Raw genomic sequence first — 14,273 nt, forward strand, 5'->3', positions numbered from 1 at the left:
TATAATAGTTAAGTAAATGCTAAAACAAGGTTTGGCTTGCGCCGGGTTTAAACAGGCCTAAGTGTTTATAGGCATGTTCAGTAGCTTCCCGTCCGCGCGATGTACGCATCAGGAAGCCTTCCTGTATCAAAAATGGCTCGTAAACTTCTTCAATGGTGCCCTCATCTTCACCAACGGCGGTCGCTATGGTCTTCAATCCGACAGGCCCGCCCTTAAACTTCTCGATGATGGTTGTCAGGATCTTATTGTCCATCTCATCCAGGCCATGCTCGTCTACATTCAACGCGTTCAGCGCATATTGAGCTATTTCGGTGTCGATAGTGCCGTTACCCTTTATCTGGGCAAAATCGCGGGTGCGGCGTAACAGCGCGTTGGCAATACGTGGCGTACCACGGCTGCGGCGGGCAATCTCATAAGCACCCTCATCGCTGATGGGCGTTTTCAGTATCGATGCCGACCGCAGCAAAATAGTGGTCAATAACTTAGCATCGTAATACTCTAATCGAGAATTGATGCCAAAGCGGGCACGCAGCGGGGCGGTCAACAAACCGGAGCGGGTAGTGGCACCAACCAGCGTAAACGGATTTAAGGATAATTGCACCGAGCGGGCGTTGGGGCCACTTTCCAGCATAATATCTATCTTAAAATCCTCCATAGCCGAATACAAGTATTCTTCTACCAGCGGACTTAAGCGGTGTATCTCATCAATAAAAAGGATATCGCCGGTTTCAAGGTTGGTAAGCAGGCCGGCCAGATCGCCGGGTTTGTCCAGCACGGGTCCTGAGGTGATCTTGATGCCTACGCCCATTTCGTTGGCGATGATGTGCGACAGGGTGGTTTTACCCAATCCCGGAGGGCCGTGCAGTAAAACATGGTCAAGCGCTTCGCCACGTTGGCGGGCAGCCTGAACAAACACCTTAAGATTGGCTAATATTTTATGCTGACCGGTAAAATCTTCGAAAGCCTGGGGCCGTAAAACTTTTTCTATATCATACTCTGCTGATGATAGTCGCTCACGGTCGGGATTCAAATTTTCATTCATGGATAACAAAAATAGGATTATTTATTTAGTCCGGAAGTCCGTAAGACCGAAAGTCCAAAAGAGCGGAGTGCAAATAACAAGCATTATCTTGCGGACTTTCGGTCTTACGGACTTTCCGACTAAAATCATCCTTCAGGATACTTCCTGAAAATGCTGTTGATCTTCATCTGGATAACGCCAAAAAAGGCTTCATAGAAGATACCGCCTGACATTTTGGATGTACCAACTGTGCGGTCGGTAAAAATAATAGGGATCTCTACCACGTTAAATCCATGTTTCACAGTGGTATACTTCATTTCTATCTGAAAGGCATAGCCCACAAATTTTATCTTATGCAGTTGGATGGTTTGTAAAACCTTACGCTTATAACAAACAAAACCCGCGGTAGAATCCTGGATATTAAGGCCTGTAATAAAACGCACATAAACCGATGCGAAATAACTCATCAGCACCCGGCTCATGGGCCAGTTAACTACGTTCACTCCTTTTATATAGCGTGAACCTACCGACATATCGGCCCCATCCTCACACGCATCGCGCAACCTGATCAGGTCATCGGGGTTGTGTGAGAAATCGCAGTCCATTTCAAAAATGTATTCGTATTGGCGTTCCAGGCACCAGCGGAAACCATGTATATAGGCGGTACCTAAACCTTGCTTGCCTGTCCGTTCTTCGATAAATAATCTTCCGGAAAATTCGGTCTGTAATTGTTTAACGATAGCGGCGGTGCCATCTGGTGAGCCATCGTCAATGATCAGCAGGTCAAATTCGGGAGTGAGCGACATCACCTTACGGATCATGCGCTCAACATTTTCCTTTTCGTTGTAAGTAGGTATAATAACAATGCTGTCCGACACCTGTAGAATGTAGTTTAGTAAATAAAAAGGCGAAGCTAAAGCTAATATTGCAATAAGCAAAAATAATAAATGCCATTTAACTTGTTTTAACAGTTAAATGGCATTTATGCATTAAGTATTAATTATTTTACAGTTTCTCTGTTTCTGATACTACTTTGTTTTCGTTTTCAGCGTCATCAATGTAGTTATGTTCTTTTAAACGTGGTGCTATGAACATAAACAACACAATAAACACAGCTATAAACCCTACAAAGAACCAGTAGTAATTGGCACCGGCCAAATGGGCTTCAAAATAACCGTGATTTTTGATGTTGTTGTTAACCGCGGCGGTAATCAAATTACCCAATGCCACCACCAGGAACCAAATGCCCGACATGGTACTCTTCATAGAAGCAGGCGAGTGGGTGTAGGCATACTGCAAACCGGTGATCGACACCAATACTTCAGCAGCTGAAAGTACCGCGTAAGCCAGGATTTGCCACCAGATAGATGGCGAACCGCCGTGATCGATATTGGCCTGTATCATGGCAATAATAACAAACGAAAGCGCCGTTAATATCAAACCAACACCTAATCTTCTTAAAGGAGTGGTTTTTAAGCCGATCTTATCGAAGAAAGGATAGATGCCATAATTGAATATTGGGATAAATATCAGCAGGAAGATAGTGTTTACTGTATTTACCTGTCCGGCTATCACATCAAATTTGGTGAAGCCCAGGTTAACAGACAGGTTCATTTTTGCAGCTTGCAATACCCACTCTGATAAGCACTGATCCCAAACGGCCCAAAACGCCAGCGCGAAGAAGAACACAGCCATTACACGGTAAACCGCTTTTACGCCCTCTACTTTTTCCGGATCGTACTCACCCTTGGCAACATCTAATAACGACTGGCCTGCTTTCTTTTGGCTCATATGGGTTAAAGCGTAAAACGAGATGAACACAAAATTATTTCTGTTAACGCCTTTAGGCGGAACGCGCACATATTTTTTACGACCTAGGAAGAAGATCAGCGTAGCCAAACCCATCAGGATGCCCGGGATACCGAAAGCCCATTGCGCGCCATAATATTTATACACCCATGGAATAAGCATAGTAGAAAACATGGAACCCGCGTTAATACTGAAGTAGAACCAGCCATATACCTTTGAAAGCAGGTCCTGATTGGTGGCATCAAACTGATCGCCTACGTTGGCCGATACGCAGGATTTGATACCGCCCGCGCCGATGGCAACTAAAACCAAACCCGCGATAAAGCCATTGATATTGCTATCAAATAAAGCCAGGCATAAGTGGCCAAAGCAATACACCATTGATATGTAAAGGATCAATTTGTACTTGCCGGTGAACCAGTCGGCAACTAAACCACCCACAAACGGGAGCGTATAGGCCAGCGTTACAAAAAAGTGCGTACTCTCGTTAGCATGAGCTTCGGCTACGGTTGTTAATGCCTTATCGCCGGTAGGGTTGTAAAATTGCGCCACCAAAAAGGTAACCAAAATAGAGCGCATACCATAAAAGCTGAAGCGCTCGGCGGCCTCATTACCAATGATATACGGGACGCTTTTTGGGTAACGCGGTTTCTTTTCTGCAGGAACAGTTAGTGTATCGTTTGTCATGTAATCTTAAAAAATTTTCCTAAAATACTATTAATCTTCTAAATCAGAATTTTATACTGAATTAATTGCCGTTGATAATATAAATATTGGTAAATGCTGTGTTATTGTTGTATTTTCTCAGGCGGCAGGGCTTGTTTATCAAGTTCCTTCGATTTTTTTGGGTCGTTAAATTGAGTCTCTTTGCCATCGGGTATGTTTTTCATATCCAGGTTAGATACAAATTGCCAGTGCCCGTTTTGCAGCTTATAGCCGTCGTAACTCAGATCGGGCCCAAAAGTTTGTGGTCTGTCTTTCATCTTTTTATCTGGTGGTACCAAATGATCGAAAACGATAAGGTTTTGCTCGGGCACATATCGCAGCAGCATAGATACTGTGCGGGTGTACTCAAACACCACTCGCCTGCGTGTTTTGCTGTTGCCATCAAAAACGGGCAGGCCAAACTGTGGTTTGTTATCAACAAAAGATAAAACCTCGATCACTTTTTTGGTCGATTCTACCGTATTGCCTTTCCATCCCAATAAAACATAGTAAGGCTTTTGCGCATAAACGGGGATGATCTTATAGTACTGCGCGCCAAACCACTTGCGGTTATTTACCACCGAATCTTCAGGGTTGGTTTGCAGCGGCGAATAGTCTTCCAGCCCATGCAAAACCAAAGGGCCACCGGTGTTCATTTGTATGCTGCCGTAAAAGCGGTAACTGCCGTCATCGTGCATTACATACCAGCTAAAAATGCGGAACTTGTTATCGGGCGAATTAAGAATGCTGATGGTTTTTAACGAATCGAACTTAAACAGGAATGAGTTATTGATCTTCAGCGCGCTAACCAGCGTTTTAATAAAAGCGTAATTAGCGTTTTTGCGCTCCAGTTCAATTGGCTCGTTGATCATTTTCAGGCCCAGTTTTTTCAAACTATCCTGGTAAATGTTCAGCTGTTTTACCGATGCCTGCTGCGCGAAGGCGGCATTGGCCGTTATGACTATTAAAAGTATCAGCAGTGTTTTTTTCATCACTTCAATTAACGCAAATTTTCGATAACAATTGCGCTTGCGCCGCCGCCGCCGTTGCAAATGCCCGCTACGCCATATTTACCTTTATTTTGTTGAAGTACATGTGCCAAAGTCACAATTATACGCGCGCCCGAAGCACCCAGCGGGTGGCCTAAGGAAACAGCACCGCCATTAACGTTTACCCTGGCCGGATCCAATTTTAATAGTTGATTATTGGCGAGAGCCACAACCGAGAAAGCCTCGTTGATCTCGAAGAAGTCGATATCATCGGCAGTTAGGGTTGCATTATGCAAGGCTAAAGGGATGGCTTTCGACGGCGCGGTGGTGAACCATTCCGGCGCCTGCTGCGCATCGGCATAAGCAACAACACGGGCAATAGGTTTAATACCCATTGCATCGGCCCTTTCGCGGCTCATTAAAACTAAAGCGGCAGCGCCATCATTCAGGGTTGATGCATTGGCGGCGGTAACTGTACCATCCTTTTTAAATACCGGTTTAAGGGTTGGGATCTTATCAAACTTTACAGCAGCGGCTTCTTCGTCGGTACTGAAAAAGGTAACCTCACCTTTACGGTCTTTTATTTCAACCGGGGTTATCTCAGCAGCAAATTTGCCATCGGCGATAGCCTGCTGCGAACGTTTGTACGATTCGATGGCGAATGCGTCCTGCTCTTCGCGGCTGATATTGCAATCAACAGCACACAATTCAGCTGCCGAACCCATGTGGTAATCATTATATACATCCCAAAGGCCATCTTTAACCAGGCCATCTGTAATCTGACCATGACCTAAACGGTAACCGGTACGGGCTTTATCCAAATAGTAGGGCACATTGCTCATGCTCTCCATGCCACCGGCCACAACAATATCCTGCTGACCTAAGGCAATACTTTGCGCGGCCAGCATCACGGCCTTCATTCCCGATGCACAAACTTTGTTGATGGTAGTGGCGGGCAAGTCGGGCAGACCGGCAAATTTGGCTGCCTGGGTAGCCGGCGCCTGGCCCAAATTGGCCGACATCACGTTGCCGAAATACACCTCCTGCACCTGTTCTGGCTTTAAACCAGCCTTTTCAACAACGCTTTTTATTACTACTGCGCCCAGTTGTGTGGCGCTTAACGATGCCAGCGAACCCCCGAAGCTGCCGATAGGCGTACGGGTAGCCGCAACAATAACTACTTCCTTCATAAATTTTAAATTGGTGCCGCAAAGGTAGATTTTTTTAACCGGCTTATAGTAGTAGATTTTTAACCACAGAAAAAAACACAGAGTACACAGCGTTTTCTTGTTTAGCTATCTGGTTAAAAATAACAAAACGCTGTGTACTCTGTGTTTTTTTCTCTGTGTCTTTGTGGTTAAATCACCACTAAACCCCAGCCATCTCCCACACCAAATCCAGCTTCTTAGCCGGGTAACGTTCTACATGGGCCAGCACCAGGTTGCGGATATAACCATTATCAGGGTAGGGTAAAAGAAGCGCTTTCAGCGCTTCGAAATTATCTACCTGGAAATCGTTGGTGATATAGCCCATGCCGTAAAAGCGGCCGTTCTCTATCAGCATACAGCTTTGCTCATCGTAGTTGCGGCCTTTATCGCGCAGGGCAAAGGTAGGCAGCTGCTCCTTTAAGCTGTTGATGGCGTTATCCACCTTTTGATTGTAGGCTTCGGCGTCCTCCACACCCTCGCAGGCGCATTGTTCCTTCAGGCTGCCGGTGCAGGTATCATTATTTTTTTGGATGAAGCATAGCTTGGGGCATAACTCAAACTCTTCTATCAACTGGTTAAGGATACCGTAACCTTCCAAAAGCGATTTGCAGTTATGCACGGCATCGGCATATTTGCGGTGCTTATCCACCGCCAGGCGCAGGTAGCCGCGCTGATCTTTATAGGTATACAGGCCAAAGCGATGCTCAAAGCGTTTAAGCGAGCGGTTGTATTTTGGCCACAAGCGTTTGATCTCTACCGCTTCCATCGCCAGCGACATCAGTTCGGTTCCGCATTCCTGGTAGGTAATGTGGTGGATATTGCGCAAAAACTCCTGCCGTTGCTGGTTAGGATTATTCCCGCTGAAATGGCTGCGTACCCGTTTTTTAATGTTTACGGCCTTGCCTACGTAAATCACCTTACCCTTTTGATCGTGAAAATAATATACGCCCGGCATCAGCGGCAGCGATTCAATTACGTTTTTAGGCAAATGCGGCGGCAGGTTCTGCTCCTTGCTGTTGTGTTTAAGCGATGCCAGGATATGCTTATTGGTATCGCTGCGCAACAGCAAGCCAAACAACTCTGCGGTAGCATCGGCATCGCCCCCCGCGCGGTGGCGACTGGCATTGGCGATACCTAAATGATGGCACAATTTGCCCAAACTATAGGAGGGCAGCCCCGGCAATATTTTACGCCCAAGGCGAACGGTACAAAGCTTATTGCAGTTGAGATCATACCCCGAAGCCGACAGGTGATAGCGCAGGAAAGAATAATCAAAATTGACATTATGCGCCACGAAGATCTTATCATGCAGTAACTGGTAAATCTCGTGCGCCACTTGCCCAAAGTAGGGGGCACCCTGCACCATCTCATTACTAATGCCGGTTAGGGCACGTATATAAACCGGGATGTCACGCCCGGGATTAACCAACGTTTCGTAGCGGTGCGTAACCTGCATACCATCATGAATACAGATAGCCACCTCGGTTATTCCGTTGGCGCTGGCGTGGCCGCCGGTGGTCTCTATATCTACAATCGCGTACATTGCTAACAAAGTTAGTTATTTTTGGTGATCGGAGGTTAGTTAATTAAAGATTAGTTTCAATTCCGTTTTCATCTAAAATATAGATATTGTGCTCAAAGTCTTTTAAATAGATCCTATCGTCCATTATTTCAAAGGAACTTTCTCCATCCGGGGTTGCAAATATATCCCGCGCACCGAACTGCCATTTGATATTACCATTAAAATCGATACGGCTTATTTCAAGTTCGCCATGTACCAGCATATCGTTTTTAAATGGATATATAGCAAAACAAGTTGCCGAATCTGCTTTTAATTGCCATGAAAGAGTGAGTTCGGGGATTTTCAATGCGAAAACATGGTTTGCACAACAGATGAAGATATTTTCATCACCAATTAAAAAAGAATGTTTATGTATTGTAGTTGCACCAGCGGTGCAAGCAACAATTGCACTGGATAGTTCAGTATCGTCCTTGTTTATCCTTATACCATGCTGTGATCCATACCAGGTACCAGATGCATCGTATTGAAATTTATAGTTATTTATGTTATCAGCCGAACCAAAGGTGTATCGCTGGTCATGTACCACCTCTATCACATATTCTTTGTAATACGTGGTCATTTTTTACAGGTCGTTATTGCTATTATATCCGTTCTATTATCGCTTTTTTCACCTCGGCATCGGTGGGGTTTATGGCTATTATCTTGCCATCCTTGTCCACCAACACCATCATACCTGCCCCGTTACTGATGCCGAATTTATTCCATATCTCATTTTTATCATCCATCTCTACCAAATTTATCCAGGGGTATTTTTCGCGCTTAAGGGCATTGGCAAGGTCATTGGTGCTTTTAAATTCGCGGGCTATACCAACCAGGGTAAAGCCTTTATCTTTAAACTCGTAATAAATAGGTAACATGGTACGCGTGGCCGAAATGCAGGGCCCGCACCATGATCCCCAAAGGTCGATCAGTGTTATTTTGCCTTTAGATAATTCGGATAACTGATATGATCTGCCTGAAAGATCGGAAGCTGTAAGATCCATTATTTGCTGGCCTACTTTGATCTTAAAAAGACTGTTCAACTCGTTGCCAATAATTTTTGTGTAACTATGCTGAGGGAATTTAGCGGCATAAGCAGGGTACGCTTTGTTCATTTCTTCCGCAACATCCGGCCTGTCTTTCGAATAAAAAGCATCCTGTAACATCAAATAATAAGAAAACTCGTTGAGGTTCTTATTGATATACGCATATTTCCATTTATTCACCCTGCGGGCAATGGCCTTACTTTCCAGCGATAGTAATTTACCTTTTGGTGTGTATTCATCACCTGTTTTACGCAATTCTGCCAGTTTAAGATATACCGATCTGTCTACCTTGTCATGTGATTTATTGCTTAGCGCAGCTATTACACTATCATATGCAGCGCTTCGATATTCGTGGTTCTTTGTCAGAATATCCTCTTTATCCTTTAGTACTTTATATTCAGGATCGAATGTGGTTTTCTGCATCGATAAGAAATTATAAAGCTCTTTATTCAGTTTTCCTCCGGTAACCTCGTTCTTTCCCGAGTTTTCCATATCGTAAATTTTAAACGATATACCGCCCCCTACAGGGAAAAAGATAACCGGGTGCCACGAGCCATGGTCTATCTCGTCTTTAAAGATCAATTGATAAGCTTCTGTTTCAGTAACATCAAATGTGTATTCAAAAGCATTATCTTTTATATCGATGACCTGCCTGTTGGCATCACGCGCGTCAGACGCTTTTGTGAGGTACAATACCTTGCTGTTCCGGTTTATAATGGCGCCTTTAATAGTGCATTTAAAACTTGGGTTGCCAAAGCACAGTATCGTGTTTAGCAAGATGCAAATGGTTAGTAGCTTTGTTTTCATGATATTGAATGGCAGGTTCACCGAATATACAAATTACACAAACAAAAAATGCCACGACGATCGTCGTGGCATTTTTTAGCTAAAAGCTTGTTTAGTTATTTGCCCTTTTTAGCTGCCGCTGCTTGTTGCTGGCGCATCATTTCTTCCATGCGGGCGCTAAAGCCTGATTTTTTCTTTTTCTCTTCGGGCTTCTTTTTGTTTTCCTGTATCTGGGCATGGATCTTTTTGTCATCAACCATAAATTTGATGAGATACTGCTGCAGGAAGGTCATCATGTTGGCCAGGAAGTAGTAATAATTCAGACCTGATGGATAACCATTCAGCGCGCCGAAGAAGATGATAGGGGTAATGTAGCCTATGTATTTCATCTGCCCGGTTGCGCCCGAGATCTGGTTATTGAAATAGGTGTAGATCAGCGTACTGATGGTCATCAGTAAACACATCGCGCTGATGTGATCGCCCAGTACCGGGATGCTGGTGCCAAATTTTATAACCGAATCGTAGGTAGAAAGATCGTGCATCCATAGGAAGCTTTGACCACGCAGCTCGAACAAGCTTGGGAAAAAGCGGAAGAACGCGATCACGATCGGCATTTGGATCAGCAATGGTAAACAGCCCCCCAGCGGGTTAACGCCGGCTTTTTTGTACAGCTTCAGGTATTCCTGTTGCAGCAGGGTAGGGTTGTCTTCGCCAACCTTGGCTTTTATCTCGTCCATTTCCGGCTTCAGCACACGCATTTTAGCCATCGACAGGTACGATTTGTAGGTAAGTGGCGATAACACCAATTTCAATATCAGCGTTAACAGCAGGATGATGATACCATAGTTCCAGTTAAACTTATCGAAGAACGAAAACACCGGTAACACCGCGAAGCGGTTGATGTATTTTAACGGTCCCCAGCCCAGGTCAACCTGTTTTTCAAGGTCGTAGCCTTGCAGTTGCAGGGTAGAGAAGCGGTTAGGGCCAAAGTAAAACTCCAGCGGGTAGTTGCCTGTGTTGTCCTTGTTCAGCACCACATCGGCCTTCATGGCTTTTACAATGCTGGTATCGGCGGCATCGGTAGCTACTGAAAGGTTTGCATTGCTGAAACCCTGCTTAGAGATGATCACGTTAGAGAAGAAGTGCTGTTTGAACGAGAACCATTGCAGTTTTTTATCGCTAATAGTTTTCTGCTCGTCAGAACTGGTGCTCAGGTTGTAAACATCATTATCGGCGTTCTTGTAGTACACGGTCGAATACTGGCGCTCCAGCTTCATGTCCTTTTCCTGCTTTTGCAGGTTGGCGCTCCATTGCAGGTTTAGGGTGTTGCCCATCACGTTATCCAAACCGGTAGGCTTAATTACCAGGTCAACCTTGTTGCTAACACCTTTTATGCTGTACACGTAATCGATGTATTGCGTAGGGCTATAGCTTAAGCGCATGGTAAGCGATGCCGAATCTTTATCGGCAACTACTACGCTTGGCGCGCTGGCTTTAAAGTAGTAATTGTTGGTATTGATGGTTTTATCGCCGGCTTTAAAATTTAAGCCAAACTGGTTGCCATTACCCTGGAAAAGGATCAGCGGCTTCTTATCGAAAGTCTTCTGGTCCTTTAACTCAACCGAGTAGATGCGGCCGCCTTTAGCGCTGATCTTTACGCGCAGGTCGCGGTTCTCTAAAGTTGCCAGTTCATCAACACCGGCAGTTGCCGCGCCGAATGGCGTTTTTAATATCGCCGAATCGGTAACAACCGTTTTTTTAGTAGTATCAAATTTGGCGGCAGCCGCGGCAGGTTTTATTAAACCGGCCTTTTTCATTGAGTCAAGGTGATTGCGCTCCTGCTCTTTTTTGATATCCGCGTCCGATGGCTTCATTAAAAAGAACGATCCCACCAGGATGATCATGATCAGGAATAACCCTGTAAACGTATTTCTATCCATTATTTCTTAAAGTACATTAATTCTTGCGGGCGTAAGCCAGCGAAGCGGCGACAAAGTTAACAAAAAGTGGATGAGGATTTGCAACAGTTGATTTTAATTCGGGGTGAAATTGCGCGCCGATGAAGAACGGATGGTTTTTCAGCTCTACGATCTCCACCAAACCGTTATCCGGGTTCATGCCCGATGGGGTCATGCCGCCCTCTTTGTAAGCCTTAAGATACTCGTTATTAAACTCATAGCGATGGCGGTGGCGTTCGCTGATATGGGTTTTGCCGTAAATGGCGGCAGCCTTACTGCCGGCTTTCAGATCGCAGGCGTAGGCGCCTAAACGCATGGTACCGCCCATATTTTTGATATTTTTCTGATCTTCCATCATGGCGATAACCGGGTGCGGGGTCTCCGGGTTCATCTCGGTACTGCTGGCATTGGTTAAACCAAGCACGTTGCGGCCGTATTCAACCACGGCACACTGCATCCCTAAACAAATGCCAAAAAACGGGATATTATTTTCGCGCACGTATTTAATAGCGGCTATTTTACCTTCAAAACCACGCTGACCGAAGCCCGGCGCAACCAGTACACCATGCAGGCCCTTCAGCTTTTCAACAGCGTTTTCCGGTGTCATATGTTCTGATTGGATGGTTATCACCTTAACCTTGCACTCGTTTTTAGCACCGGCGTGTACAAATGATTCGATGATGGATTTGTAAGCATCGGGCAATTCCACGTATTTACCTACCAGGCCGATGCGTATCTCGGATAATGGATTTTTAAGGCGACCAAGGAAATCCTTCCAGTTTTCCAGGTTAGGCTCATTCTTGTTAGGCAGCTTTAATTTGGTCAGTACGGTTTTATCCAACTGCTCTTTCAGCATCAGCAGGGGTACATCGTAAATGGTTGATGCGTCTATCGATTCGATAACCGCGTTGATGTTTACGTTACAGAACAGGGCTATCTTTTTGCGCACATCCTGGTTAATGTGATGCTCGGTACGGCAAACCAAAATATCAGGCTGGATACCATACTCCAGCAACATTTTAACCGAGTGTTGGGTTGGCTTGGTCTTCAACTCGCCGGCGGCAGCCAGGTAAGGGATCAGCGTAAGGTGGATCACCAGCGCATTGCCCGAACCTACTTCCCATTTAAACTGGCGCACAGCTTCTACAAACGGCAGCGATTCGATATCGCCAACAGTGCCGCCAATTTCGGTAATAACAATATCGTATTCGCCGTTTTCGCCCAGCATACGGAAATTGCGTTTGATCTCGTCGGTAATGTGGGGTACCACCTGTACGGTTTTACCCAAAAATGCGCCCTCACGCTCGCGATTGATCACATTTTGGTAGATGCGGCCGGTAGTGATATTGTTTGATTGCGAAGTTGGGGTATTTAAAAATCGCTCATAGTGGCCCAGGTCAAGGTCGGTTTCAGCGCCGTCCTCGGTAACATAGCATTCGCCATGCTCGTAAGGGTTAAGCGTTCCCGGGTCGATATTAATGTAAGGATCGAACTTTTGAATAGTTACGCGGTAACCACGCGCCTGAAGGAGTTTTGCCAGCGATGCTGATATAATTCCCTTTCCTAACGACGAAGTAACGCCGCCCGTAACAAAGATGTATTTAGTCATGGAGTTTGTTTGTGTACGGGATACAAAAGTAAGAAAAATTGCGGGATTTGGCAGTGATATTTACAATTGTGGAAAAGCTTTACTTAATAACAACCTAATTGGTTGGTATCCATATGCAAATACTGTCTCTGGTAAATTAAACAGTACAAATACATTTATCCACATGAAATTCTTTAAAACAAGATCTTACCCCATTTTTACCCTGATCGGCTTGCTAACTGCTGGTGTAACGGCAAACGCGCAAACTAAACCGGTTTACCACATTTATGCCGGCAGTACACATGCGCATACCTCGTACACCGAATCGCACGGGGCGCAATGGAATCAAATTCCGAACATGAAGCCCTATCAGTCGGTTGACTCTAACGGTGTACAGCACCCCGAGCATAGCACTATGAAGCCCGATGCTGCTAAATTCCAGGGGCCACCATCTGTGCATTACGCCATTGCTAAGGCCAACGGCTACGATTTTTACATCACCACCGACCACTCGCAGGAGCCGATATTTTACCCGGTTAGGCCCGATAACGCGGCATGGGTAGGCGTGCATCAGCAGGCAGCGGCCGCTACCGATAAAAGCTTTGTAGCCATTGCCGGTTACGAACATTCTGAAAACAACGGCCCCGGCGCTACAGGGCACCTGAACGTGATCAATACCAGGCCATATTTAAGCGCGCTGGCAAAGGGCATCGATATTAAATACCTGTACAAATGGCTGGATACCGTTTCGGCTTACGGTGATGGACCTGTTGTAGCTACCTTTAACCATCCCACCGCGAAAGCTTATGATAACTGGGCTTATCGCGATCCGAAGGTAACCGACGTGATCACCATGCTGGAAATGATCAACTCTAACACCAATATTCATTACGATGCCTTTATCGGCGCGCTGGACGCCGGCTGGAAAGTTGCGCCGGTTTGCGGTAACGATAATCATGGTACGATGGGCATTGCCAGCCAGAAATCGCGCACGTTTGTGCTGGCTACGGCTAAAACCAAGGCCGCTATTTTAGATGCCATGAAGAACCGCCGCGTTTATGCCTCGATGGATAATAATATCCAATGCCGCTATACCGTAAACGGCGAGATCATGGGTTCGACGCTGAAAGGCAACGGGACTTACAAATTCGATATCGACATTAACGATCCCGATACCGGCAACCCCGACGATAAGATCACCAAAATAGATATTGTAAAAGATGGGGGACAGGTAGTGCAAACCTACGATGTAAAGATCCCGGTCTTTGCTGTTAAATGGTCGCCGGAGATAAAGGACGCGACTGCCAAATACTTCTTCATTCGTATATGGAGCGTTGGTGGTGGCGATGCGCCCAAAGCTAAGTTAACACCCGATAAGCCGATGACCTGGCTGGCGCCGGTTTGGACGGGAAGGTAGGGTGAAGGCCACCTTGTCGAACGAACCGGAAAGGCCGCGGGGATGGGTGAGAAAGAAACCTTATACGTGCGATCAGTTACGTCGTATAAGGTTTTTTTCACTTCATTCAAGAGATAAGTTCTCTTTCGCCCTTTTGCTCATTCCAACCTTGCTCTAAAAGAAATGACAAATTGTATGAAAATTTA

11 protein-coding genes are annotated in these 14,273 nt (G+C 45.6%); 1 reads left to right on the forward strand and 10 read right to left on the reverse strand.

Going from position 1 to position 14,273, the window contains the following annotated elements; all coding sequences use genetic code 11:
• Positions 1-19 precede the first annotated feature (19 nt).
• The 10 genes from ruvB to HQ865_RS07620 all read right to left on the reverse strand — a co-directional run bounded on the left by ruvB (position 20) and on the right by HQ865_RS07620 (position 12,692).
• Positions 20-1,042: a Holliday junction branch migration DNA helicase RuvB gene (ruvB, locus tag HQ865_RS07575; RefSeq protein ID WP_173414308.1), complete on the reverse strand. Its 1,023-nt coding sequence runs from the start codon at positions 1,040-1,042 to the stop codon at positions 20-22.
• Between the two features lie 125 nt (positions 1,043-1,167).
• A complete protein-coding gene (locus tag HQ865_RS07580) occupies positions 1,168-1,899 on the reverse strand; it encodes a polyprenol monophosphomannose synthase (protein WP_173414309.1) in 732 nt (243 codons plus the stop codon).
• A gap of 127 nt (positions 1,900-2,026) precedes the next feature.
• Positions 2,027-3,517 (reverse strand): POT family MFS transporter, encoded by a 1,491-nt coding sequence (locus HQ865_RS07585; protein ID WP_173414310.1) that lies wholly within the window; start codon positions 3,515-3,517, stop codon positions 2,027-2,029.
• A 101-nt stretch (positions 3,518-3,618) separates the two neighbouring features.
• Positions 3,619-4,527 carry a hypothetical protein gene (locus HQ865_RS07590; RefSeq protein ID WP_173414311.1) on the reverse strand — a complete coding sequence of 303 codons (909 nt, stop codon included), beginning with the start codon at positions 4,525-4,527 and terminating at the stop codon, positions 3,619-3,621.
• 8 nt (positions 4,528-4,535) lie between these two features.
• On the reverse strand, positions 4,536-5,714 hold the full coding sequence (locus HQ865_RS07595) for an acetyl-CoA C-acyltransferase (protein ID WP_173414312.1): 1,179 nt from the start codon (positions 5,712-5,714) through the stop codon (positions 4,536-4,538).
• 178 nt (positions 5,715-5,892) lie between these two features.
• Entirely contained in the window at positions 5,893-7,275 is a 1,383-nt protein-coding gene (locus HQ865_RS07600; protein WP_173414313.1) for an exonuclease domain-containing protein, read from the reverse strand.
• Positions 7,276-7,318: 43 nt separating this feature from the next.
• Entirely contained in the window at positions 7,319-7,873 is a 555-nt protein-coding gene (locus tag HQ865_RS07605; RefSeq protein ID WP_173414314.1) for a hypothetical protein, read from the reverse strand.
• A 22-nt stretch (positions 7,874-7,895) separates the two neighbouring features.
• A complete protein-coding gene (locus HQ865_RS07610; RefSeq protein WP_173414315.1) occupies positions 7,896-9,146 on the reverse strand; it encodes a TlpA disulfide reductase family protein in 1,251 nt (416 codons plus the stop codon).
• A 95-nt stretch (positions 9,147-9,241) separates the two neighbouring features.
• Positions 9,242-11,065 (reverse strand): membrane protein insertase YidC, encoded by a 1,824-nt coding sequence (yidC, locus tag HQ865_RS07615; protein ID WP_173414316.1) that lies wholly within the window; start codon positions 11,063-11,065, stop codon positions 9,242-9,244.
• A gap of 16 nt (positions 11,066-11,081) precedes the next feature.
• Positions 11,082-12,692 carry a CTP synthase gene (locus HQ865_RS07620; protein ID WP_173414317.1) on the reverse strand — a complete coding sequence of 537 codons (1,611 nt, stop codon included), beginning with the start codon at positions 12,690-12,692 and terminating at the stop codon, positions 11,082-11,084.
• Positions 12,693-12,855: 163 nt separating this feature from the next.
• On the opposite strand from HQ865_RS07620, the gene HQ865_RS07625 reads away from it, so the two are divergent.
• On the forward strand, positions 12,856-14,088 hold the full coding sequence (locus tag HQ865_RS07625) for a CehA/McbA family metallohydrolase domain-containing protein (protein ID WP_173414318.1): 1,233 nt from the start codon (positions 12,856-12,858) through the stop codon (positions 14,086-14,088).
• Positions 14,089-14,273 lie beyond the last annotated feature (185 nt).

Origin of the sequence: Mucilaginibacter mali, assembly GCF_013283875.1 — a bacterium.
Classification (GTDB): Bacteria; Bacteroidota; Bacteroidia; order Sphingobacteriales; family Sphingobacteriaceae; genus Mucilaginibacter; species Mucilaginibacter mali.